18 protein-coding genes and 4 pseudogenes are annotated in these 22,184 nt (G+C 72.5%); 9 read left to right on the top strand and 13 right to left on the bottom strand.

From position 1 onward, the window contains the following. Window positions 1-2: 2 nt before the first annotated feature. A complete protein-coding gene (locus tag ACGFI9_RS18750) occupies window positions 3-338 on the bottom strand; it encodes a zinc ribbon domain-containing protein (protein ID WP_393179239.1) in 336 nt (111 codons plus the stop codon). On the opposite strand from ACGFI9_RS18750, the gene ACGFI9_RS18745 reads away from it, so the two are divergent. From ACGFI9_RS18745 to ACGFI9_RS18735, 3 genes are all read left to right on the top strand, one after another. Then, complete coding sequence (locus ACGFI9_RS18745; protein WP_393179238.1) at window positions 310-1,731, top strand: RNA-guided endonuclease InsQ/TnpB family protein; 1,422 nt, start codon at window positions 310-312, stop codon at window positions 1,729-1,731. The two genes, ACGFI9_RS18750 and ACGFI9_RS18745, sit on opposite strands and share 29 nt — an antisense overlap. Window positions 1,732-1,802: 71 nt before the next feature. Then, complete coding sequence (locus tag ACGFI9_RS18740) at window positions 1,803-3,152, top strand: hypothetical protein (RefSeq protein ID WP_393179237.1); 1,350 nt, start codon at window positions 1,803-1,805, stop codon at window positions 3,150-3,152. A gap of 98 nt (window positions 3,153-3,250) precedes the next feature. Further along, window positions 3,251-4,045: a maleylpyruvate isomerase family mycothiol-dependent enzyme gene (locus tag ACGFI9_RS18735; RefSeq protein ID WP_393179236.1), complete on the top strand. Its 795-nt coding sequence runs from the start codon at window positions 3,251-3,253 to the stop codon at window positions 4,043-4,045. 14 nt (window positions 4,046-4,059) lie between these two features. On the opposite strand, the pseudogene ACGFI9_RS18730 reads toward ACGFI9_RS18735, so the two are convergent. Both ACGFI9_RS18730 and ACGFI9_RS18725 read right to left on the bottom strand, forming a co-directional pair. Further along, window positions 4,060-5,220: pseudogene (locus tag ACGFI9_RS18730) on the bottom strand (helix-turn-helix domain-containing protein); the annotation flags it as partial. A 219-nt stretch (window positions 5,221-5,439) separates the two neighbouring features. Further along, window positions 5,440-6,171, bottom strand: a pseudogene (locus ACGFI9_RS18725) (PucR family transcriptional regulator ligand-binding domain-containing protein); the annotation flags it as partial. Between the two features lie 111 nt (window positions 6,172-6,282). Between ACGFI9_RS18725 and ACGFI9_RS18720 the strand changes: the two are divergent. Further along, window positions 6,283-7,560, top strand: coding sequence for a serine hydrolase domain-containing protein (locus ACGFI9_RS18720; protein WP_393179235.1), 1,278 nt, complete (start codon window positions 6,283-6,285; stop codon window positions 7,558-7,560). A 39-nt stretch (window positions 7,561-7,599) separates the two neighbouring features. On the opposite strand, the pseudogene ACGFI9_RS18715 reads toward ACGFI9_RS18720, so the two are convergent. Beyond that, window positions 7,600-8,020, bottom strand: a pseudogene (locus tag ACGFI9_RS18715) (TrmH family RNA methyltransferase); the annotation flags it as partial. A gap of 53 nt (window positions 8,021-8,073) precedes the next feature. Here ACGFI9_RS18715 and ACGFI9_RS18710 point away from each other — a divergent pair. Then, window positions 8,074-8,898: a TrmH family RNA methyltransferase gene (locus ACGFI9_RS18710; protein ID WP_393179234.1), complete on the top strand. Its 825-nt coding sequence runs from the start codon at window positions 8,074-8,076 to the stop codon at window positions 8,896-8,898. A gap of 382 nt (window positions 8,899-9,280) precedes the next feature. Here the strand turns inward: ACGFI9_RS18710 and ACGFI9_RS18705 are convergent, their stop codons facing one another. Next, the gene (locus ACGFI9_RS18705) at window positions 9,281-9,538 is read right to left on the bottom strand and encodes a hypothetical protein (protein ID WP_393179233.1); all 258 of its coding nucleotides are present in this window, start codon (window positions 9,536-9,538) and stop codon (window positions 9,281-9,283) included. A 185-nt stretch (window positions 9,539-9,723) separates the two neighbouring features. On the opposite strand from ACGFI9_RS18705, the gene ACGFI9_RS18700 reads away from it, so the two are divergent. Beyond that, window positions 9,724-9,861 (top strand): hypothetical protein, encoded by a 138-nt coding sequence (locus ACGFI9_RS18700; protein WP_393179232.1) that lies wholly within the window; start codon window positions 9,724-9,726, stop codon window positions 9,859-9,861. Window positions 9,862-10,206: 345 nt separating this feature from the next. Here ACGFI9_RS18700 and ACGFI9_RS18695 read toward each other — a convergent pair whose 3' ends face one another. From ACGFI9_RS18695 to ACGFI9_RS18685, 3 genes and pseudogenes are all read right to left on the bottom strand, one after another. Continuing rightward, window positions 10,207-11,763: a recombinase family protein gene (locus tag ACGFI9_RS18695; RefSeq protein ID WP_393179231.1), complete on the bottom strand. Its 1,557-nt coding sequence runs from the start codon at window positions 11,761-11,763 to the stop codon at window positions 10,207-10,209. A gap of 49 nt (window positions 11,764-11,812) precedes the next feature. Continuing rightward, window positions 11,813-12,205: pseudogene (locus tag ACGFI9_RS18690) on the bottom strand (RNA methyltransferase); the annotation flags it as partial. A gap of 86 nt (window positions 12,206-12,291) precedes the next feature. Next, complete coding sequence (locus tag ACGFI9_RS18685; protein WP_393179387.1) at window positions 12,292-12,849, bottom strand: dihydrofolate reductase family protein; 558 nt, start codon at window positions 12,847-12,849, stop codon at window positions 12,292-12,294. A 262-nt stretch (window positions 12,850-13,111) separates the two neighbouring features. Between ACGFI9_RS18685 and ACGFI9_RS18680 the strand changes: the two genes are divergently transcribed. Further along, window positions 13,112-13,522 (top strand): GNAT family N-acetyltransferase, encoded by a 411-nt coding sequence (locus tag ACGFI9_RS18680; RefSeq protein ID WP_393179230.1) that lies wholly within the window; start codon window positions 13,112-13,114, stop codon window positions 13,520-13,522. Between the two features lie 54 nt (window positions 13,523-13,576). On the opposite strand, the gene ACGFI9_RS18675 is transcribed toward ACGFI9_RS18680, so the two are convergent. The 4 genes from ACGFI9_RS18675 to ACGFI9_RS18660 form a co-directional block, all read right to left on the bottom strand. Continuing rightward, window positions 13,577-15,784 carry a transglycosylase domain-containing protein gene (locus tag ACGFI9_RS18675; RefSeq protein ID WP_393179229.1) on the bottom strand — a complete coding sequence of 736 codons (2,208 nt, stop codon included), beginning with the start codon at window positions 15,782-15,784 and terminating at the stop codon, window positions 13,577-13,579. Window positions 15,785-16,333: 549 nt separating this feature from the next. Continuing rightward, window positions 16,334-17,143, bottom strand: coding sequence for a hypothetical protein (locus ACGFI9_RS18670; protein WP_393179228.1), 810 nt, complete (start codon window positions 17,141-17,143; stop codon window positions 16,334-16,336). 149 nt (window positions 17,144-17,292) lie between these two features. Beyond that, window positions 17,293-18,399, bottom strand: coding sequence for an SPFH domain-containing protein (locus ACGFI9_RS18665; RefSeq protein ID WP_393179227.1), 1,107 nt, complete (start codon window positions 18,397-18,399; stop codon window positions 17,293-17,295). 5 nt (window positions 18,400-18,404) lie between these two features. Beyond that, on the bottom strand, window positions 18,405-18,878 hold the full coding sequence (locus ACGFI9_RS18660; RefSeq protein ID WP_393179226.1) for an NfeD family protein: 474 nt from the start codon (window positions 18,876-18,878) through the stop codon (window positions 18,405-18,407). Between the two features lie 91 nt (window positions 18,879-18,969). On the opposite strand from ACGFI9_RS18660, the gene ACGFI9_RS18655 reads away from it, so the two are divergent. Further along, complete coding sequence (locus ACGFI9_RS18655; RefSeq protein WP_393179225.1) at window positions 18,970-20,283, top strand: serine hydrolase domain-containing protein; 1,314 nt, start codon at window positions 18,970-18,972, stop codon at window positions 20,281-20,283. A 125-nt stretch (window positions 20,284-20,408) separates the two neighbouring features. On the opposite strand, the gene ACGFI9_RS18650 is transcribed toward ACGFI9_RS18655, so the two are convergent. Next, window positions 20,409-21,221, bottom strand: a complete 813-nt coding sequence (locus tag ACGFI9_RS18650; protein ID WP_393179224.1) for a DUF3097 domain-containing protein — start codon at window positions 21,219-21,221, stop codon at window positions 20,409-20,411. Between the two features lie 162 nt (window positions 21,222-21,383). On the opposite strand from ACGFI9_RS18650, the gene ACGFI9_RS18645 reads away from it, so the two are divergent. Next, entirely contained in the window at window positions 21,384-22,178 is a 795-nt protein-coding gene (locus tag ACGFI9_RS18645; RefSeq protein ID WP_393179223.1) for a hypothetical protein, read from the top strand. Window positions 22,179-22,184: the final 6 nt, after the last annotated feature.

Raw genomic sequence — 22,184 nt, 5'->3', positions numbered from 1 at the left:
GCCTATACAGGCTGAGGTTCGGGAATGAGGGACGTACCCAGGCCCCACACGCCCGCGTTCGAACGGCTGGTGGCCGCTGTCGCCCTCCGGCACGGGCTGTTCGCCAGGGACAGGACATTTCCGCCCTGTCCTGCCGCGACGTTGACTGCTGCGTTGGTGTCGGCGTTGCAGGTGAAGCCGCAGAAGAAGCAAACGAACTCGGCTTGGCTCTTGCGCGAGTTCTTGTCGATCGACCGGGACGCGGTCAACCGCCGGTTAACACCAGCTACCTCGTGGAAGTGTCGTAGGTGGCAGGCATGCTGTGGGGCTGTGGGGAGGTTTACCGCGTTCCGGTTCACAGTCGACCCGTCACCGTCGCAGGTGGTGGTGTTGGCCCGTCATGCGGGGGCGGCTCGGTTCGCGTTCAACCAGTGCCTGGCTCTGGTGAAGGAAGCCCTGGATACGAAGCATCGGGGCGGGTCGGTGGTGGTGCCGTGGTCGGGTTTCGACCTGATCAACGCGTTCAACTCGTGGAAAACCTCGGCGCAGGCGGGTCGCCGCTTCGTGGTCGACTCGGCCGGTTCGGCCGAGACAGTGGTCACGGGGTTGTCGTGGCGGGCGCAGGTGTGTCAGCAGGTGTGTGAGGAAGCCGCCGTCGATCTGGGCCGGGCCCTGACCGCCTGGGCCGACTCCCGACGGGGGAAACGGCAGGGCCGCCGGGTGGGGTTCCCGACATTCAAACGCAAGAGCCGCACCCGCCCGTCGTTTCGCGTCCGCTGCAAAACCAAGGCCGGCCGGCCGAGCATCCGGGTCGGGGACCCGACGGCAGGGCCTCGGAGTGTCTGTCTGCCGAAGATCGGGGTCCTGAGGGTACGAGAGGACACCCGCCGACTCCGGCGGATGACCCGCACCGGCCGGGCCTTTGTCCGGTACGCCACCGTCTCTGCTCAGGCGGGCCGGTGGACCGTCACCGTGACCGTGGAGGCAGCTGACCTGCACCCCGCCCACCAACACCCGCCCCGCCCCGATGCCGATGGCGGCGGCTGGGTAGGCATCGACCGAGGCCTCACCGCCCTCATCGTGGCCGCCGACACCACCGGCCGGCAGATGATGCGCGTCACCGACGCCCCACGCCCGCTGCGGGCCGCCCTGCCCCGACTACGGCGTCTGTCCCGCCAGCTCAGCCGCAAACAGCGGGGCTCCCGCAACCGGGCCGAGGCCGTCGCCCGGCTGGCCCAGGCCCACTACCGCGTCGCCAACATACGTAGACACTTCCTGCACAAGGTCGCCAACCGGCTGGTCAAGACCCACGACCGGCTCGCGCTGGAAACCCTGCACACCGCAGGCCTGCTCCGCAACCGGCGTCTGGCCGCCGCCATCTCCGATGCCGGCTGGGCCGACCTGGCCCGCATCATCGGCTACAAACAACGCTGGCGCGGCGGGCAGGCCACTGCAGCGCCTCGCTGGTATCCGTCCACCAAGATGTGCAGTGCCTGCCGCACCGTCGGCCCCGCCCTACCCCTGTCCGTGCGCATCTTCCGCTGCGACGAGTGCGGGCATACGACGGACCGGGACGTCAACGCGGCCGTCAACCTCGCCGTCTGGGCCGAGCAACACCATGCCCAGACCCGGGACCCCGAAGCACGAGGCCCGGTCACCAACGCCTCCCGAGGGACGGCTCTGACCAGCGCCCACGCGCCGGTGAAACCAGCCCCAACGACGGAGGAACCCCACCGCTACGAACGACCGTGACGGCAGGGACGCCCGAGAAGGGCGGTGTCTCATGACCCAACGGACCATTGAGACGCGCTGTAGTATTGCGTGTGCCCAACGAGCAGCTCCGGCGGATGGACGCCTTCACCTTCCCGTCCTACTCGATCGACTTCGCCACCGGCGAGGTGTTGCTGGACTACACCCTCACCGGTCCGGAGGGCGAGCAGCGGTTCACCGAGGTGATCACCCTGCCGCTGCCGGCCGAACCGGTGTCGGACGAGACCGCGGCCACCCTCGGCCGGGTCCTCGAACTGCTGCACGTCGTGGCCGGGGTCAGCTACTACAAGGCCGCCGCGCCACCCCGGCTGGTGCTGCCGGCGCCGCTGGGCGCCGCCGCCGTCGAGTACGTCACCGCCGTCTACACCAAGGGCCTCGCCGAGTACGCGTACCGCAACCAGCTGCCGCACGTGCTGGAGCTGCGCCCGGAGGTGCCGGCCGGCGAGGTCACTCCGCCGCGGGTGTACGACGACTCGGACCGGCGTCCGCTCTCGGCCGTCGGTGGCGGCAAGGACTCCATCGTCAGCCTGGAGGCGCTGCGCCGGGGCGGCTTCGACCCGGTGCCCTTCTCGGTCAACCCGAACCATGTGATCGTCTCGGTCAACGAGGCCTCCGACCTGGTGCCGCTCGCGGCCCGGCGGCGGATCGACCCGGTGCTGTTCGACCTCAACGCCGCCGGCGCGCTGAACGGCCACATCCCGGTCACCGCGATCAACTCGCTGATCGCGGTCGCGACGGCCGTGCTGCACGGGCTCGGCCCGGTGGTGATGTCCAACGAGCGCTCGGCGTCCGACCCGAATCTGGTCTGGAACGGTCACGAGATCAACCACCAGTGGTCCAAGGGCGTGGAGGCGGAGGGGCTGCTGCGCGCCGCCCTCGCGGAGCACGCCGGGCTCACCGAGCCGTACTTCTCACTGCTGCGGTCGCTGTCGGAGCTGCACATCGCCCGGCTCTTCGCCGAGATCGACCGGTACGACGCCGTGGTGACCAGCTGCAACCGGGCGTTCAAGCTGCACGACCCGAGCGAACGGTGGTGCCGCGACTGCCCGAAGTGCCGGTTCGTCTTCCTGGCCCTGGCCCCGTTCATGTCCCGGGAACGGATCACGCGCATCTTCGGCGGGGACCTGCTCGCGGACACCACCCAGCTGCCCGGCTACCGGGAGCTGCTCGGCGTGGACGGGCACAAGCCGTTCGAGTGCGTCGGCGAGGTGGAGGAGTCGGTGGTGGCGCTCAGCCTCCTCGCGCAGCAGGAGCAGTGGCGCGACGCCCCGGTGGTCCGCGCCCTGGTCGAGGCCCTGCCGGAGACCGCCTGGACGGCGGCCGCCACCTCTGACGTCTTCACCCCCGCCGGCCCGACCTTCGTCCCCGCCCCCTACGCCAAGGCCCTCACCGCCCTCACCTGACCCGGCACCGCGGCCGGAGCTGGCCGAACCGCCCCGTCGCCTGGTCGATCTCGACGACACTGGAGGCGTCCGTCCACGGGGAAGGTGCGGTGAGCCCGATGACCCAGTCTCTCGTCGTGGCCGCCGAGCAGCGGCAGGCCGACCGCGACCAGGCGGCGGCGGTGGGCGAGGCCGAGGGACGAGCGACTCTGGCGCTGCTCCGCCAGTTTCGGGACGACGACTGGCAACGCCGCACGGACGCCACCGAATGGGACGTCCGCACCATGGTCTCCCATCTCGTGGCGCAGGCCGAGGATGCGCTGAAGCTACGCACGATGCTGCGCCGGGAACTCCTGGGACGCCTCCACCGCCGGGGAAAGATCCCCGTCGACGCCCACATGGCCGTCGGCGTCGCCGAGCACCGGTCGGAGCGGGGACCCGAGCTGGTGGAGCGGTTCGCGGTGCTGTGGCCGCGGGCGGTGCACGCCCGCTGGCGCCGGTCCGCGCTGCTGCGCCGCGCCCCGATGAGTCTGGGGATGCCGGGGATGCCCCCGGTCCGCGTCGGCTACCTGCTCGACGTGATCCTCAACCGCGACCTGTGGATGCACCGGGTGGACCTGGCCCGCGCCACCGGGAAGCTCTTCGTCATCGCCGAGCACGACCGGCACATCGTCGCGCAGGCCATCCGGGACCTCGCGCTCCAGTGGACGGCGCCACCGGTCGCGCTGGAACTCACCGGCCCGGCCGGTGGCGCCTGGCTGATCGGCTCGGGCGACCCAATGGCGGTGGTCCGCGGTGACGCGGTCGGTTACCTGCGCGCCCTGGCGGGCCGCGACGACAACGTGGACCTGGACCTCGTCTCCGGTGAACGGGCCCTCCTGGCCCGGCTCCGCAACACCCGGCTCCCCTTCTGACCGCGGTCCGCGACTCAGGTGTCGCGGACCGCGTCCAGGGCGAGCAGGGCGACGTGGAGGGAGAGGCAGGCCTCGACCGAGTCCAGGTCGACGTCGAGGATGCGGCCGATCCGGGCCAGCCGCTCGTAGAACGCCGGCCGGGACAGGTGCGCCGCGGCGGCCGCCGCCGACTTGTTCCGGCCCTGCTCCAGGTACGCCCGCAGGGTGCCGAGCAGCTGCTCGCGCGGGTGCTGGGCGTCGTACGCCAGCAGCGCGCCGAGTTCCCGCTCGACGAAGGTCTGCAGGCGCGGCTCGTCCCGCAGCAGGTGCAGCAGACCGGCCAGCCCGACGTGCGGCAGCCGGAAGATCGGCAGGTCGCGCCGGTCCCGGCGGGCCGCCTCGGCGATCTGCCGTGCCTCGACCAGTGAGCGGCGCGCCTCGCGCAGGCTGCCCACCCCGGACCCGGCCGCGATGATCACCGCCGCCGGGCCGCCCGGCCGGGGAGCCCCCGACCCGCCGCCGGCACGGGGCGCGCCGTCGGTCGACCGCGCGCCGGCTGCCGCAGTACGGGGTGCGCCGTCCGTGAGCCGGGGCGCCCCGGCTGCGCCGGGACGGGAGGCGCCGTCGGGGGTCCGGGGCGCGGCCACCGCGACGGGTCGGGTGGCCGGGTCGGCCGGCCGGGGCACGGCCGGGCGGACCGGGGCGGCGTCGAGGCGTACCCGACGCAGCGCGGCGGCGAACGCGGCGAGCGCCTTCTCCTCGGCGGCCGGGTCGGGCAGCACCAGCAGCGCGCCCACCGCCTGGTCGTCGACGGCGCTGGTCAGGGCGGTGAGCTTGGCCTCCCGCAGGGCCTGGCCGACGGCCTCGGCGAGGTCCCGCAGCCGGGCCGGGCCTGCGGCGGGACCGGCGTCGGCGGCGGACAGCCCGCCCTCCCCGGCCGGCTCGTCGGCGCGGTGCCGGACGACCACGCCGACCAGGTGCCGGCGGTCCAGCGTCACGCCCAGCGCCTTGGCCCGCAGCGCCACCTCGTCCACCGGGCGGGAATGGTCGATCAGGGCGGTGAGCAGGGTGCGGTGGATCTGCCGCTCCAGCCCCTCGGCGTCGCGTCGGATCAGCCGGCCGAGGGCGAGGGTGGAGGCGGCCCGCTCGATCAGGATGGTGAGCCGGGTGGGCGGGGTGACGGGCCCCCGTGCGCCGTGGCCCGGCGCGGCGGGTGCGGCCCACCGGTCGTCCGGCGCGGCGTCGACCGGGTCGCGCCGGCCGTCCGGGGAGCCCGGGTCGTCGGCGGCCCGGGCCGGCGGGTCGACCGGATCCGGGCCCGGCCGCAGGGCGGTGCCGCCATCGAGGGGCAGGCGGTGGTCAGCGGTCGCGCGCTCAGGCCCGTCGACGGTCGTCGCCGGATGCCGGTTGGTGGTCAGGTCGCCGCCGGCCGGCCAGCGCAGCAGCAGCCGCCCCCAGTCCTGGCCGCGCGCCCCGACCGTGGTCACCAGCCACCCGCTGTCCGGGTCGTACGCGGTGCGCCCGGCGGGCCGGATCCGCCGCGAGTGCTGCTCCCAGCCGTCCAGCAGCAGCTCCGCGCTCTCCCCCGCCGGGTCGTACGCGAGCACCTGACGGGAGAGGTTCTCCAGCACCACCGGGCAGCCGGCCAGTTCGGCGGCCTGCCGGACCACCTCGGCCGGCTCGGCGCCCTCCACGGACAGTTCGGTGAACCGCTGGTGGATCTCCTCGGTGGCGCGCAGCTCGGTGAGCTGGGCGTCCACGATCAGCGCGTGCACCGCCTCGGTGATCCGGACGAACGGGGTGGCCCGGCGCAGCTCGACCAGGGGCAGGCCGCGCCGCTCGGCGGCGGCCGCCATCACCCGGGGCACCCCGGTGACGTAGCGGCGGCCCAGCTCGACCACCAGGCCGGAGACCCCGACGTCGGCCAGGTCGCCGATGAACGCGCGCAACCCCGCGTCGTCGGCGGGCAGCCCGATGCCGGTGGTCAGCACCAGCTCGCCGCCGCCCAGCAGGGTGGCGATGTCCGGCACCTCCGCCACGTGCACCCAGCGGACCGGGCGGTCCAGGCCCGCGTCCCCGGCGACCAGGCGCGGGGCGCCGTGGCGCACGGGCACCAGGGCGAGCACCTCACGGACGGTAGGGAACACGGGCGACACGCTACCGTGCGTCACCGCCAATCCCGAAGACCCGGCCGCTTCCCAGATGTCCGATCAGATCGAGTAGCGTCGCCATGATCGTGATCAATCGGAAGGGGAGGCATGGACGGGACGACGGTTAGCCGACGGGCGTTCGGGAAACTGGTGGGGGCCGCCGGGGTGGGAACCCTGGGCGCGGGCGCGCTCGGGGCGGCGGCCGCGAGCGCCGCGGTGGACACCTGGACGGCGTCCGGCACCGCGGTCAGCTCGCTCAGCGCGTTCGACGACACGATGAAGAGCTTCATGCAGGCCCGGCACATCGAGGCCGGCCAGCTCGCGGTGACCTACCAGGGCCGGCTGGTGCTGGCCCGGGGCTACGGCAACAACTCGCCGCAGTACATCGCGCCCACCTCGTTGTTCCGGGTGGCCAGCCTCTCCAAGTCGTTGACCGCGGCGGCGATCGTCCGGCTCGCCCAGGACGGCAAGCTCAGCCTCGGTGACCCGATCACCAAGTTCCTCGACCTGATCCCACCGGCCGGGCAGACCGCCGACCCCCGGCTGAGCCAGATCACCCTCTGGCGGCTGCTCCAGCACACCGGCGGCTGGGACCGGGACCTGACCGCCTTCGACCCGGTGTTCAAGGACCGGGTCATCGCCAACGCGCTGGGCGTGCCGATGGAGCTGACCCACGCCGACGTCATCCGGTTCATGTCCGGCCAGCCGCTGATGCACGACCCCGGCTCAACGGTCTCCTACAGCAACTACGGCTACCTGCTCGCCGGCCGGATCATCGAGAAGGTCACCGGCCTGCCGTACGAGACGTACATCAAGCAGACGCTGCTCGCGCCGCGGGGCATCACCCGGATGGCGACCGGTTGGACGATCAGCCGGCACAGCGGCGAGGTGGGCTACCAGTCCCAGTACACCGGCCCGACCGTGCTGGACAACTCGGGCACCATCGTCGACGCCCCGTACGGCACGTTCAGCATGCGCATCCACGACGCCAACGGCGGCTGGCTCGCCTCCGCGGTGGACCTGGTCCGCTGGGCGGCCACCTTCGACAGCGGCAACACGGTGCTGAACAGCACCTCGATCGGCCGGGTCTTCGCGGTGCCCAACCCGACCGGGGTGAACGCCGACGGCTGGTACTACGGCCTGGGCTGGCAGGTCCGCCCGGTCAGCGGCGGCACCGGACGCAACACCTGGCACACCGGCAGCTTCGCCGGCACGTACAGCATCATGGTCCGCACGTACCACGGGATGAGCTGGGCGGCCGTGTTCAACCAGCGCGACGACGAGTCCGGGCTGAGCTACGGCACGATCGACTCGGCGCTCTGGGCCGCCTCCCGGGCGGTGACCAGCTGGCCGACCCACAACCTCTGGTCGACGTACTTCGCCTGACCGGCCCGGCGCCGGGGGCGGCGGTCGCCGTCCCCGGCGTCACAGCAGGTCGTCGCGGCCCAGCTCGCAGCAGGACCGCGGTGGCGGCGGCGACGTTGAGCGAGTCCACCCCGCGCCGCATCGGGATCACCACCCGTACGTCGCTGGCGTCCATCGCGGCCCGGGTCAGGCCGGCCCCCTCGGCGCCCATCAGCAGCGCCGCCCGGGCCCGCTGCGCCGCGTCCAGTCGCTGGATCGGCACCGCGTCCGGCGCGGGCGTCATGGCCAGCACCGTGAAGCCGGCCGCCCGGACCTGCGCGAGGGCGTCCGGCCAGGGCTCCAGCTTCGCGTACGGGATGGCGAAGACCTCGCCCATGCTGACCCGGACGCTGCGCCGGTAGAGCGGGTCGGCGCAGGTCGGCGAGAGCAGCACCGCGTCCACGCCGAGCGCCGCCACGGCCCGGAAGATCGCGCCGAGGCTTCGTGCACGACTCCAAACTGCACCCCGGCCCTCCTCCCCAGCTCACGCAGCCGATGAGCAAGACTCGGCGGGTGACCGTAGAGCTGATCACTGACCCGGCGGACGAGCGGATCGCCGACTATCGCGCCCTGACTGACGTGGAGCTACGCACCAGGTGGGAGCCGCCGCATGGGCTGTTCATCGCCGAGGGGGAACTGGTGCTGCGCCGGGCGCTGCGGGCCGGGTATCGGCCGCGGTCCTTCCTGGTGGACGCGAAGCGGGTGGACCAGCTCGGCAGCCTGCTCGATCATGGGCCGGCGTACGCGGCCAGTCAGGAGGTGCTGGAGGCGGTCACCGGCTTCCATGTCCACCGGGGCGTCCTAGCCAGCTTCCACCGCAAGCCGTTGCCGGCGGCGGAGGAGGTGTTGGCTGGCGCCCGCCGTGTGGCGGTGCTCGAAGGGATGAATAACCACACGAACCTGGGAGCTGTGTATCGGGGGGCAGCCGCCCTGGGCATCGACGCCGTGCTGCTGTCCCCGACGTGCGCGGACCCGCTCTATCGGCGCAGCGTGCGCGTGAGCATGGGCGAGGTGTTCGCGGTGCCGTACGCGAAGCTGGACCCGTGGCCGGCGGGGCTGGAGCTGGTGCGCGCGGCAGGCTTCACGATCCTCGCCATGACGCCGGCTCCCGACGCCGTGCCGATTCAGCGCCTCACTGCGGCTCAGCGAGCGAAGGCCGCTCTGTTGCTGGGAGCCGAAGGCCCCGGCCTGACGGCGGCGGCGCAGGCGGCCAGCGACGTCCGGGTGGTGATCCCGATGCGGCGGGGTGTCGACTCCCTCAACGTGGCGGCGGCTGCTGCTGTGTCGTTCTGGGAGCTGGGCCGCGAGGATGAGGGCTGACGTTTTCCCAGCTCAGCCGTGGTCCGTGTCACCAACTACTATCGTGCAGCCGGGCTAGTCGGACGTATCGTGCCAATGCTGGCAACTCACTGCCGGTGATGTCGCGTACTGGCTCGACGACGAGCGACGCCCCGTTCAGTGCCGGGTCGAGCTGGTGACCGACACCCGCGTCTACCTGCGAGCCACCGCGAACGACTACGGCTGGCGCAAGGACGTGGTACGAGGCGCGGCTTTCCCGGCGCGTCGCCCCGCGCGGAGCGGTCTACATCCGCGACGGCAAGGGCCACTTTTCGACTGGCGCTCGGTCGACATAGCGGCCTGAAACGAAAAAGGGCCCGGCCCCCCAACACGGGGAGGCCGGGCCTCTCGTCTTGCTGTTCGGTTAGTCGGTGATGAGGACCCTCACGGGCTCGGCCGGCAGGCGCAAGTTCCGGGCCAGCTCGGCGATGCCGGCCGCCCCGATCTCGCGTGCCTCTTCCTCCGTCTTGACGGTCACCGAGGCGACGATGCGGGTCTTGCTGGTCCCGTCCACCGTCATGCTGGCCAACTCCACCCGCTCGTCAAGCGCCGGCCCCTCTTCGGGGTACGGCTTGACGGGCGCACCTTGGTACTCGACTGCCACGCCCCACGTCTTCTCCATGCCTGATCCTACTTCTCGGGCTTCGGGCAGGACACGATCCGCGCCTCAGCCTTGTCGTCCGGGCTGAAGGCGAACGGCGTCCCGCTCGGGCCGGTGCCCGTCGCCATCGCCTTCGTCCGCCACTTGCCGGGCGAGCAGAAGTAGCTGAGGAAGGAGCAGGAGATCCAGGCGCCGCGACCAGCGGCATGTCCGACGAGGAGTGGAAGGAGGCGATGCTGTTCTTCTACTCGGCCCGGGTCGAGCACTACACCGACCGGGAGACGGGGCAGATCGTCCTGGAGCCGCACGACGAGGACGGCGAGCCGAGCGGGGTCGGCCTGTGAGCCACCTGACCTGCGCACCGCGGCCCTGCCCGACCCGAGGCGGGTGCGGCGCCGGATGCGCAACACCCTCTGGGCGTGCCCCTACTGCGGCCGGGTCTGGCGACCGTAGTATGTCGAAGCCTTCGGCGATGGCGTCTGGTACTGGACGCCGACGAAGCTGGTGGCGGAGTGAGCACCCCGACCAAGGCCGAGTGCTTCGACCGATTCTGGGACGTGATCGCCCTGGCCCAGGAAACCCCAGCCGGCGCAAGGCGGCCGAGGCAGTACGCCAGAGCACCGCGACGCCAGCCAAGTAATACGGAAGCCCCCGTTAGCCTCATGCGAGGTTGGCGGGGAGCTTTTCCGTCAGGCGGCAGCCTTGGCCCACTTCGGCACAGGGACCACCTTCTTGCCCGGCTCATACGGCCCAGGCATGACCTTGATGGTGGTCACCAGGGTCAGCAGCGCCTCCCGACGCTCGGCCGGGGTGTACTCGTGCCACACGTCCCGCAGGACGCCGAACTTCTGCTGAGCGTAGGCGCCGGCAGCCTCAGACCGGGACACGGCGGAGTCCCGCTTCTCCTCGGCGGCCTCGATCTCCTTTTTCAGCACGTCCCGCCTCCGCTGGTAGTCCGCCTTGTCCAGGTCGCCCTCGGCATACATCTCCTGATACCGGGACACCTTGGCCTTCAGCTTGCGGATCTCCCGCTCCAGCTCAGTAGCATCCGCCACCGCCTCACGGCCCGCCCGAAGGCGCTCCCTCCGCTCCTCGATGTCCTCGCCGCCCTCAGCCTCCCGATCCAGCCAGGCGAGCACGTCGGCCTCGGCGCGGGCGTTGGACACCGAGTTGAACGGGTGCTCCTTCCGGTCGCGCGCCCGGTAGCAGGTCCAGGAGTGCTTTTTGTTCCGGCCCGAGTACACGGACACCATCGGGCCGCCGCAGCCCTCCCAGGCGCACGTCATGAGGCCGGACAGGGAGTGCACCGCGGTCCGCAGGCGGGGAGCCATCGTCGCCTGCTCGTCGCGGCGCTTCTTGTAGGCGTCCCACGTCTCACGTTCGATGATCGGCTCGTGCTTGCCCTCGCGCCAGACGTCGAAGCACCAGATCGAGCGTCCATTACTCCCGCCGGTGTCGCTGGAGGTGGGCGGCTCGGTGCGCTCGCGGATCAGGCCGGCGGCGAAGCCGGTGTCCATCATCCGGGAGATCGACTGAAGGGACCAGCGGTTGCCCTTGACGGTGGTCAGGCCCATGGCGTTCCACTCCATGGCCAGGGCGCGCATGGACTCGCCGGCCACGTATCGCTCGTAGGCGTTCTTCAGGGCCTTCGCCTGGTCCTGGTTGACGGTGTAGCCGGTCCGCCTCTCGTAGTCGTAGCCGAACCGGGGAGCCCCGGTGTGCGGTAGACCGTCGCGGCGCCGCTTGGCCTGCGCCTCCTTCCAGGAGTCGGCGATCATGTCCGACTGAAGCTCGGCGATGAGCAGCATCTGGTTGCGGCTGAACTTGCCGATCGACGTCTTCGGGTCGAAGTCCTCGGTCGCCGCCCGGACCTTCCCGCGCGCCTCGTCCTCGACCATGCTGAGGTAGATCAGCGACTCTTTCATGTTCCGGCCCCAGCGGGACCACTTCCACAGGATCACGATCTCCCAGTGACCCGCGTTGACGCCGGCCACGGTCTCGTTGACCCGGCGCTTGGTGAAGTTGCGACCCGACTTGTCGATGTCGTAGATCCAGGCGACGATCACCAACCCTTCGCGGTCGGTCAACGTCTTGATCGAGTGCTCCTGGATCTCGGGCGAGATAAGGTCGTCGCCTCGCCCGTGCACATCCGAGACGCGGACGTAGCCGAGCACCCGCTTAGCGAGCGGGATACGCTCCAGCTCCTCCGGGGACACCAACCACTGGAGGCCCTGCTTCTCCGGCACTACCACCCTCCCTGAACTAGGGAAATGATGGGTGTATTTTATCGCCTTCCACCTTGGTGTGGTTGTTGACGTCCTCCAGGATCACCACCCGCCGGGCGGTGTCGAGCACCTCGGCGGCGCTCGGCAGGGGCTTGCGGTGGAACGAGGCGAGCACGCCCCGGTGCACGTGGAAGCCGGTGGCCCGCTGGAGCACCTCCGGGGTGGCCGCGTAGACCGGCGTCGCCCCGGTGTCCAGGTCGGCGAGCTGGTCCACCCGCTTGGCGTCGACCAGGTACGACCGGGCCGGGTACCCGGCCCGCAGCGCCCGCCGCAGCACCAGTTCCCCCTCGGCGATGAACAGGCCGTGCGGCGGCTCCCAGCGGGTACGCAGCTCGACGTCGGTCAGCGCACGGTAGTCGGCGATCCGGTCGTCGTCGGGGTCGGTGATCTCGTGGACGGGCACCGACGATTCTGCCCGGTCCGTCCACCCGGCCCGGCACGGCCCGCCACCGTCGCCACGTACTGGCCCCGCCGGGAGCGGTGACGCCTCTAGGCCCTGACGTAACGCAGCAGCACCGACCGGCCGTCGAAGCCCCGGCTCTCCACCAGCCGTAGGTCGAGGCGCTCCTTGCCGGGAAAGACCGGGGTGCCGCCGCCCAGCACGACCGGGTGCACGACGACCTGGTACTCGTCGATCAGCCCCAGCTCGGTCAGCGCCGCCGCCGCGCCGGCGCCGCCGGTGAGCAGCAGGTCCCCGCCGGGCTGCGCCTTCAGCTCGGCGACCTCGGCGGCCAGGTCGCGGCCGATCACCCGGGCGCCGTGCTCCGCGCTCTCCAGGGTCCGGGAGATGACGATCTTCGGGGTCCGCCGCCAGACCGGGGCGAACCTCAGGTCGTGCGGGTCCTGGGAGATCTCCTCCGCACGCGGCCAGTACCAGGACATCATCCCCCACACCGTGCGCCCGTAGAGGAAGGCGTCGGCCCGGTCGGTCAGTTCGAAGGAGTATGCGGACAGCTCCGGCCCCATGGCGGGCCAGTCGAACTCGCCGTTCGGTCCCTCGATGAAGCCGTCGACGGACTGGTGCACCCAGTGGACGAGCTTGCGCATGGTGTCCTCCTGCTCGGTGGCGCCCCCGGCGGGCGCGCTCACCGGTAGGTCGGAGCCGCCCGGTCGGATCCGACAACCGGGTCGGATTTTTTTTTCGACGGGTTTGCCCGGGCCGGTTAGCCTCCCGGGTCGTGGCCCCCGCTGCCGGAGTTCGGCTCGTTCGTGGTGCTCGACGGGGACGCCGGGCCGGACGAGGTGGCGGCGGCCCTGGACCGGGCCATATCACCCCTGGTCGGCGACCGACCGGGGTAGTTTGCCGATGATGGAGTACCACCTGGAGGACCGGCTGCCCACGGTCGAGGAGTTCCTCACCGTCACCGCCGCGGTCGGCTGGACCGACTCGTACGACCCGGCGGCGATCCCGGCCTCGCTGGCCGCCTCGCTGCACGCGGTGGTGGCGGTCGAGGGTGACCGGGTGATCGGGCTGGGCCGGCTGGTCGGCGACGGGGCGATCTACTACTACCTGCAGGACCTGGCGGTGCTGCCGGAGCGGCAGCGGCGCGGGGTCGGCGGCGCGATCCTCGCCCGGCTGGAGAAGTGGATCGGCGGGCGGGCCTCGTCGCGCACCTTCATCGGCCTCTTCGCGACCGGCGGGTCGGTCAGCCTCTACCGCCGCTTCGGGTACGCGGTGCACGAGGACATGACGGGCATGTTCCGCGTCGGCCCTCGCTGAGCCGGTACGCCACGGCCGGCCGCCCGCCTCCGGACGGCCGGCCGGGACGTACCGTCAGCCGCGGCCGCGGCCCTGGAGCCAGCGCAGGATGTCGCCCGGGAGGTTCTGGTCCTGCTGCCGCTGCTGCCGCTGGGGCTGCGGGGTCGGCTGCGGCTGGGGCCGCTGCGGGTCGCCGGCCAGTTCCCGGCTCGGCGCGGTGAAGTCCTTCACCGGCTTGCCGTTCACCGCGGTGCGGATCGTCCGGGCGACCGCGTCGATCACCCGGGCCTGCACCGCCGAGCCGACCAGGTCGGTCGAGTCGTCGGGGTTGGCCGCGATGCCGGCGACGGCCACCTGCGGGGTGAAGCCGACGAAGGTCTCGGTGGCGTTCTGCTCGGAGCTACCGGTCTTGCCGGCGACCGGCCGGCCGACGATCCGGTCCACCGAGGTGGCCGTGCCGCCGTTGCACTGCCCGTACGCCGACTGCTGGCCGACCGGGCAGCGGGCCGCGTCGGTGGCGGCTCGGGCCACGTCGGTGTCCAGCACCTTCTTGCAGGAGGGCTGGCCGACGGCCACCTTGTCGCCGTTGGCCGCGGTCACCGAGACCACCGGCAGCGGGGAGCAGTACGTCCCCTCGGCGGCCACGGTCGCGTACGCGTTGGCCAGGTCGAGCGGGGTGGTGGCGGCCACGCCGAGGGTGAAGGCGCCCCAGTTCTCGGCGTCGTTCTTGGCGAAGTCGGCGTCGGCGCCGGCCCGGAAGGTGATGCCGAGCCGCTGCGCCATCTCCACCACCTTGTCCTCGCCGACCTGCTCGGCCAGCCAGACGAAGTAGGTGTTCACGGAGCGGCCGAAGCCGTCCCACATCATCCGGTAGCCGTCCATCCACTCGGGGTTGGCGTTGGCCGGGCACCACTTGCCGTCGCAGTTGCCCTCGGCGTCGGAGGCGTAGCGGGTGGGCAGCTTCTCCGGGGCGTCGAAACCGGTGGAGAGCGGCTTGCCGGCCTCCAGCGCCGCGAGCATGGTGAACAGCTTGAAGGTCGAGCCGGCCTGGTAGCCGGCGACGCTGTCGCCGCCGGAGATCAGCGGGTTGACGGTGTTCGGGTGGTTGGCCTGCCCGGCCGGGTTGTCGGCCAGGCTGTAGTGCCGGTTCACCGCCATGGCGAGCACCCGGCCGGTGCCCGGCTCGACCGCGGCGATCGGCAGGGCGCGCTTGTTGTCGTACCCGTAGACCTTGGTGGCCTGCTCCTGCGCGGTCTGCTGGATCTTCGGGTCGAGGGTGGTGACCACGGTGTAGCCGCCCCGGCGCAGCGCCTGCTCGCGCTCCTTGACGGTGTTGCCGAAGGCGGGCTGGCTGAGCCACCACTGGCGCAGGTAGTCGCAGAAGAAGCCCCAGTCGTCGTGCCCCTGGGCGACCGCGGTGCAGCCGTTGGGCTGGGCGGTCGGGTGCAGGGTCAGCTTCTCCGCCTTGGCCGTGGCGGCCTGCTGGGCGGTGATCGCCCCGGTCTCGGCCATCGAGTCGAGCACGTACGCCCGGCGGGCGAGGGCCTTGTCCTTGTCCCCGTCGATCGGGCTGTACTCGTCGGGCGACTGGACCAGGCCGGCGAGCAGCGCCGCCTCCCCGAGGGTCAGGTCGCCGGGCGCCTTGCCGAAGTAGCGCTGGCTGGCCGCGGCGACGCCGTACGCGCCGGAGCCGAAGTAGGCGATGTTGAGGTAGCGGTTGAGGATCTCGTCCTTGCTGAGGGTCTTCTCCAGGGCGCCCGCGTACCGGATCTCCTGGAGCTTGCGCCCGACGGTCTGCTCGGTGGCCGCCTGCCGCTCCTCGGCGGTGCGGGTGGGGTCGGTCTTGAGCACGTTGCGGACGTACTGCATGGTCAGCGTGGAGCCGCCCTGCTCGGTGCCGCCGCCCTTGACGTTGGCGACCAGCGCCCGGGCGATGCCCCGCAGGTCGGCGCCGCCGTGCTGGTAGAAGCGGCGGTCCTCCGCCGCGACGATCGCCTGCCGCATCACCGGCGCGATCTCGGCGAGTGGCACGTCGGTGCGGTTGACGTCGTAGAACGTGGTGATCAGGGTCTTGCCGTCGTTGGCGTAGAGGTAGGAGCGCTGCGGCTGCGCGGGGGTGCGCAGCGCGTCGGGCAGCTCCGCGTACGCGCCCAGGGCCGCCTTGGCGACGTACCCGCCGAGCAGGTTGCCGGGGAGCGCGGCGACCGCGAGGACGAGCCCGGCGAGGACGCCGGCGAGCAGCACGGTGAAGAGCCGCGACAGCGGCGTCCGGGGTGACGGCATGCACCCCAGGATTACCGCGAATGCCGCCAACCGACCACTTCGCCAGCCAACTGTCAGTTACCTCACGGTGACCTCTCAGCTACGCCGCCCGCCGGGCTGTGCAGGGGCCGCAGCCCGGTCCTGACCCCGGCGTCCGGTCTCGTCTCGAAACACCCCGATCGGACCCAGCGCGGTCACCCTGGGTGACATCAGCTGCCGCCCGACCGACACCCTGCACCCGCCTTTGCTCTGCAGCCACGGACGCAGCAGTAACGCAGGGACACATGCTGCTTATATGGCTGCAGAGCAAAGGCGGCGACGAGGTGTCTCGGGTTTCGCCGGCGGCTCGGATCTTCGCTGCTCACAGACCTGGGCCGGCGGCGCCCGCCAGAGCGGCATTGATTCGGGCCGTTACACCGAGTGACGGCACTCGTCGACGCTAGCCATGCACTCAGGGTGAGCACCAGACGCGCCGACAGGCCCGGCCAACCGGTGGCAGGTGCCGCGTCGGAGCCGGTCGCCCAGAGACCAGCCGCCCGAAGAGCCGGCGGCGGCCGGAGCGGGAGCGGGTCAGCTCGGCAGGGGTCCGTTCGGCGGCGGGGCGGGGGCGGCCGCGACGCTGGCGGCCACCGCGTCCCGGGCGATGGCGGCGGGGACCAGGCGACCGGAGCGGTGCCCGATGCCGATGCCGGCGACCAGCGCGAAGATCGCCCCGAAGGTCTGCAGCGAGCCGATCAGCGCGCCGCCCAGGCCGAGCAGCGGGGCGGCGATCATCAGCATGACGCCGTCCCCGTACGAGAACAGCCCGGACCGGGCCACCGACCACCCGGTCAGGAACCAGCCCACGCTGTAGCAGGTGGCCCCGAACAGGACGATGCTGCGCGCGGTGACGCCGAAGACGGGCGTCTGCTCGGCCAGCCCCGCGAAGGGCAGCATCAGCACGGTGCCCCCGATGCTCGCCAGCAGCCCGGCCACCGCGATCCGCCGGCACCGGGTGGCGGCGAGCAGGCCGGTGAGCGCCAGCAGCGCGAGCAGCCCGAGCCAGACCGCAGCCACCCAGCCCACCAGGTAGAGCGGCTGGCCGTCGGCCGGGTATGGGTCGTTGCCCACCCCGCCGTCGCTGGCCATCGCCACCAGGCCGTAGAGGATCGCGTACGCGGGCAGCAGCCAGACCGCCGCACGGGCGAACCGGCGTACCGACCAGGCCCAGCTCGCGTTGGTGGCGGGGGCGCCCGGTCCCGGCTCCGAGACGAACGGCAGCACACCGAACCCGCCCCCGGTACGCCGGGTGCCGAGCGGCCCGGCGGGGTCGTGCGCCCCGGGGACCGATTCCGCGGAGAACAGTTCCTTGGAGAACAGCCGGTTCGCCGGATCCTTCATGCCTCACCTCGCTCCGCCCGCGGGCGGTGCGGGACGCACGCGGCGCCCCGGTCCTGCTCACCACCCGTCCTCAGACCGATCGTGGCAGGCGCCGGGGCGCCGCATGAGGCTTTCTCGCATTTGCCGTCCGGGGTCGGACGGCGGTGCACTCAGCCCCGTTCGCGGTGGTCCGCGGGGTCGTTCAGCAGGCTCTCCGGGGAGACCGGCTCGGGGGCCGGCAGCCCCTGCGGGCCGGTGCCGCCGGTGGCCTGCGCCTCCGCGACGCGTACCTCGTCGTGGATCTCCTGCGCGGCGCTGGCGGCGGCCTGGGCGGCCTCGGCGGCCTCCCGCTCCACCTCGCCGGCGCCCCGGCTGGCCTCCGGCGAGGGCACGTCGCCGACCATGCCGGCCAGCCCGCCCAGCGCGCCGCCCATGCCCTCCAGCGCCTTGGTCAGCTCGGCCGGCACGATCCAGACCTTGTTCGCCGACCCGTTGGCGATCTGCGGCAGCGCCTGGAGGTACTGGTAGGCGAGCACCTTCTGGCTCGGGTTGGCCTGGTGGATCGCGTCGAAAACGGTACGGATCGCCTTGGCCTGGCCCTCGGCTTGGAGGATCCGGGCCTGCCGGTCACCGTCGGCCCGCAGCACGGCGGCCTGCTTCTCGCCCTCGGCGGTGAGGATCTGCGACTGCTTGAGACCTTCGGCGTTGAGGATCGCGGCGCGGCGGTCCCGCTCGGCGCGCATCTGCTTCTCCATCGAGTCGCGAATGCTCGGCGGCGGCTCGATCGCCTTGATCTCGACCCGGGTGACCTTGATCCCCCACCGGCCGGTGGTCTCGTCCAGCACCCCGGAGAGGTGCCGGTTGATCTCCTCGCGGCTGGTCAGCGCCCGCTCCAGGTCCAGCGAGCCGATCACGTTGCGCAGCGTGGTGACGGTGAGCTGCTCGATGGCCTGGAGGAAGTTGGAGATCTCGTAGGTGGCGCGGACCGAGTCGACCACCTTGAAGTAGAGCACCGTGTCGATCGAGACGACCAGGTTGTCCGAGGTGATCACCGGCTGCGGCGGGAAGCTGACCACCTGCTCCCGCATGTCGACCTTGGTACGCACCGCGTCGATGTAGGGCACCAGCAGGTTGAGCCCCGGGTTCAGGGTGCGCTTGTACTTGCCCAGCCGTTCCACCACGTCCTGCCGCTGCTGCGGCACGATCCGCACCGCCTTGACGAGCGTCACCACCACGATCACCGCGACGGCGATCAACAGGACCGCTGCAAACTCCATACCGTTCACCTTTTCGCTTCGGGCAGTCCGCCCGGGCTGGAAATCTCGTCCTGCCAGACCAGGGCGGTGGCGCCCCGGACCTTTATCACCTGCACCCGCTCACCGGCGGCGTAACTCCGCGTCGCGTCGTACGACCGGGCCGTCCACAGCTCACCGTCGATCTTGATGAGGCCCCGCTCGGCGTCCACCGGCTCCAGCACCACCGCGCTGGACCCCTCGATCGCCTCGATCCCGAACGGCTGGTCGCCGCTCGCCAGGGCCGGCATGGCGTGCCGCTTGATGACCGGCCGGACCAGGGCCACCGACAGCGCGGAGACCACCGCGAAGACCAGCGCCTGGAGCGCAACCGGGGCGCCGAGCGCTGCGGCACCGGCGGCGGCGAACGCCCCGGCCGCGAACATGATCAGGAACAGCGTCGTCGTGAAGATCTCGGCGACCGCCAGCAGCACACCCAGCACGATCCAGAACACGGCGTCCACCCTTGAATCGTGACACGCCGACGCACGCCGCACCGACCCGAAATGATCACCTAAGCTCGGCACCGCGCCGACGACCACCGAGGAGGACGCCATGGCCCTGCTGCCCGAGACCGCCCGACAGGTGGACCTGCTGGTTGCCCGGGCCCAAGCGGAGGGGCGCGGCCCCTCGCTCGCCCTCGGGGTGGTCCGGGACGGCGACCTGGCACATGTCGCCCTCGCAGGCGAGCAGCCCCGCCCCGACGCCGACCTGCAGTACCGGATCGGCTCGATCAGCAAGACCCTGACCGCCGTACTGGTGATGCAGGAGCGCGACGCCGGCCGGCTGGCCCTCGACGACCCGCTGGACAAGCATCTGCCCGGCACCCCCGTCGGCGCGCTCACCGTACGGCAGCTGCTCGGGCACGCCAGCGGCCTGCAACGCGAGCCGGACGGGGACTGGTGGGAGCGGACCGAGGGCGCCGACCTGGCCACCCTGCTGGCCGGGCTGACGCCGGAGAAGGTCGCCCACCCGCCGCACCACGTCTACCACTACTCCAACCTGGCGTACGGGCTGCTCGGCGGGGTGCTGGAACGGATCACCGGCACCCCCTGGGCGGAACTGCTGCGCGAGCGGCTCCTCGAACCGTTGGGCATGCGCCGGACCACGTACCACCCGACCGAGCCGTACGCCCGCGGCTACGTGGTGCACCCCTGGCACGAGACCCTGCGCGAGGAACCCCGTACGGACACCGGGGCGATGGCGCCGGCCGGCCAGCTCTGGTCCACCGTGGCCGACCTGAGCCGCTGGGCGGCGTTCCTCGCCGATCCGGACCCGCAGGTGCTCGCCCCGGCCACCCTCACCGAGATGTGCGCGCCGGTGGTGATCAGCGACCTCGACTCCTGGACCGGCGGGCACGGCCTCGGCGTGGAGCTCTACCGGGTCGGCGAGCGGGTGTACGTGGGGCACGGCGGCTCGATGCCCGGCTACGTCGCCGGCCTCGCCGTGCACCGGCCCAGCCGCACCGCCGTGGTCGACTTCGCCAACTCGTACGGCCTCAGCCGCGGGCACCACGTCGTGGCCCTGGCCCGCGAGGTGCTCACCCTCGTGCTCGACGCCGAGCCGGCCCCGCCCGCCCCGTGGCGTCAGGCCGAGCCGCCGCCCGCCGAACTGGCCGAGCTGACCGGCCGCTGGTGGTGGATGGGCCAGGAGTACGAGTTCCGCATCGATCCCGCCGGTGACCTGCTCGCCGGCACGGCCGGCCGGCCGGTGCTCCGGTTCACCCCGGAGGCCCCGGACCGTTGGCGGGGCCGCTCCGGCTCGCAGGACGGCGAGATCCTCACCGTCATCCGCGACGCCTCCGGCCACCCGGTGGCCCTGGACATCGCCACTTTCGTCTTCACGAGAACCCCCGACCAGGAACCCTGACCGCGAGATCGCCGGGCGGGGCCAAGAGGACAGACAGGGGTGCGGCGACCGTGCCCGGCGGAGGGATCAAGCCTGACCGTCCGGAGCCGGGCACGGTCGCCCCGGCCCTGAAGCGCAACCACCGACTACAAAGGCTCGGTGACGAAGTCGATCAACCGCTCCATGGCGTTGATCAGCGGCGTCTCGACGTCGGCGAAGCTGTCCACCCGGGACAGGATGTGCCGCCACATGTCGGCCGGCTCGGCCACCCCGAGGGCCGCGCAGACCCCCTCCTTCCACGGCCGCCCGGGCGGCACCACCGGCCAGGCCGGGATGCCCAGCGCCTTCGGCTTCACCGCCTGCCACACGTCCACGTACGGGTGGCCGGTGACCAGCACGTGCGGCGAGGTCACCTGCGCCACGATCCGGCTCTCCTTGGAGCCCGGCACGAGGTGGTCGACGAGTACGCCGAGCCGGCGGCCCGGGCCGGGCGCGAAGGCGCGTACCTCGGCGGCGAGGGCGTCGATGCCGTCCAGGGGTTCCACCACGACGCCCTCGATCCGCAGGTCGTCGCCCCAGATCCGCTCGACGAGCGCGGCGTCGTGCACGCCCTCCACCCAGATCCGGCTGGCCTTGGCCACCTGCGCCCGGACGTTGTCGACCGCGATCGAGCCGGAGGCGGTGCGGCGCCGCGCGGCGGGCACCGGGGCGCGCGCCGGCCGGCGCAGGGTGACCGGCTGGCCGTCGAGCAGGAACGCGGCGGGCAGCAGCGGAAAGTTGCGCCGCCGGCCATGCCGGTCCTCCAGCACCACCGCGCCGGCCTCGAAGCCCACCACCGCGCCGCAGAACCCGGACTCGGCGTCCTCGACGACGAGGTCCGGTTCGGCGTCCACCTCGGGGGTGACCTTCCGCCGCCGCCAGTCGCCCGCCAGCACGTCCCCGTCGTATCGCCCCGCCATGTCGATCACGCTAGCCACCGGCCCGGCGCGTCGCCCGGCGACGCGCCGACCACCGCGCCCGCCGCCGGCACAGAAAGGGGCGAAGGGGGTAGTTGGGGGCAGGTCACGCCGCCGGGGCGGCAGCCGAGACAGGGGCGGCGGCGAGCACGTACCCTTTTCGGCATGTCCCTCCCCGCAGCGGGCGCGGCCACACTGGCTCCGCGCCGGTCGAGCCGGTTCGTTGCCTGGGTACGTGCCTGGCGCGCCGGCCTGGTGCCCTTCGACGAGGTCGCCGACGAGATCGCCGGCGACGAGGAGCACCTGGTCGCGGACGCCCCCGGCACCTGGACCGACGTCACCCTGCGGGAGGCGCTGCCCAGCCTGGCCAAGCTCTCGCCGGACGAGATCCGCCTGGTGCTGCCCGCGCCCGGCGACCCGCGCGGCCTGCCCGGCCCGGGCGAGTTCGCCGGCGCGGCGCTGCTCGCCGGGGAGGCGGTGGTGGCCGCCGGGCTCGGCCTCGTCCCGGAGGTCCGCACCCACACGTCGGGCTCGGGGATGACCTGGGAGACTGTCCTCTGGCGGGTCCACCCGCTGCCGGTCGACGCGCCGAAGGCGTCCCTGGCCGCCCCCGGCGCGGCCGAGGCGGAGGCCGAGCTGGCCGCCGCGCTCGCCGAGTCGACGGCCGCGCTCACCCGGCTCGACGTGGCCCAGTGGCGGCCCGAGCTGGCCGGGGCCCTCGCGGCGCTGCGCCGCCCCGACGGGGCCACCGACCTGCCGCCCGGCTTCGACCCGCGGGCCCGCCGGCTCTTCGCCCGCGCGGCCGTGCTGGACCGGGTGCTCGCCCTGGCCGGGGAGAGTGCCCCGGGCGGGGCGGTGAACACCTACGAGGCGCAGCAGCGGGACGCGGCGCTGCGGCCGCTCACCACCGCCTGCCGGCAGGCCCTGGTGGCCGCCTGCAACGCCCCGCTGCGCCCCTGACCGGGC

The sequence above is a fragment of the Micromonospora sp. NPDC048930 genome, from assembly GCF_043197935.1.
Taxonomy (GTDB): Bacteria; Actinomycetota; Actinomycetes; order Mycobacteriales; family Micromonosporaceae; genus Micromonospora.
Note: the sequence above shows the minus strand (reverse complement) of the source record. Positions and strands in the feature narration are given on the sequence as shown.

What these genes read in the sequence shown, in the direction of transcription:
- ACGFI9_RS18650 (WP_393179224.1), bottom strand. Translation starts at nt 21,221, where the DNA reads ATGGCGGGGCGATACGACGGGGACGTGCTGGCGGGCGACTGGCGGCGG.
- ACGFI9_RS18665 (WP_393179227.1), bottom strand. Translation starts at nt 18,399, where the DNA reads ATGGAGTTTGCAGCGGTCCTGTTGATCGCCGTCGCGGTGATCGTGGTG.
- ACGFI9_RS18710 (WP_393179234.1), top strand. Translation starts at nt 8,074, where the DNA reads ATGAGCAAGACTCGGCGGGTGACCGTAGAGCTGATCACTGACCCGGCG.
- ACGFI9_RS18685 (WP_393179387.1), bottom strand. Translation starts at nt 12,849, where the DNA reads ATGCGCAAGCTCGTCCACTGGGTGCACCAGTCCGTCGACGGCTTCATC.
- ACGFI9_RS18675 (WP_393179229.1), bottom strand. Translation starts at nt 15,784, where the DNA reads ATGCCGTCACCCCGGACGCCGCTGTCGCGGCTCTTCACCGTGCTGCTC.
- ACGFI9_RS18670 (WP_393179228.1), bottom strand. Translation starts at nt 17,143, where the DNA reads ATGAAGGATCCGGCGAACCGGCTGTTCTCCAAGGAACTGTTCTCCGCG.
- ACGFI9_RS18705 (WP_393179233.1), bottom strand. Translation starts at nt 9,538, where the DNA reads ATGGAGAAGACGTGGGGCGTGGCAGTCGAGTACCAAGGTGCGCCCGTC.
- ACGFI9_RS18680 (WP_393179230.1), top strand. Translation starts at nt 13,112, where the DNA reads ATGGAGTACCACCTGGAGGACCGGCTGCCCACGGTCGAGGAGTTCCTC.
- ACGFI9_RS18700 (WP_393179232.1), top strand. Translation starts at nt 9,724, where the DNA reads ATGTCCGACGAGGAGTGGAAGGAGGCGATGCTGTTCTTCTACTCGGCC.
- ACGFI9_RS18645 (WP_393179223.1), top strand. Translation starts at nt 21,384, where the DNA reads ATGTCCCTCCCCGCAGCGGGCGCGGCCACACTGGCTCCGCGCCGGTCG.
- ACGFI9_RS18720 (WP_393179235.1), top strand. Translation starts at nt 6,283, where the DNA reads ATGGACGGGACGACGGTTAGCCGACGGGCGTTCGGGAAACTGGTGGGG.
- ACGFI9_RS18655 (WP_393179225.1), top strand. Translation starts at nt 18,970, where the DNA reads ATGGCCCTGCTGCCCGAGACCGCCCGACAGGTGGACCTGCTGGTTGCC.
- ACGFI9_RS18735 (WP_393179236.1), top strand. Translation starts at nt 3,251, where the DNA reads ATGACCCAGTCTCTCGTCGTGGCCGCCGAGCAGCGGCAGGCCGACCGC.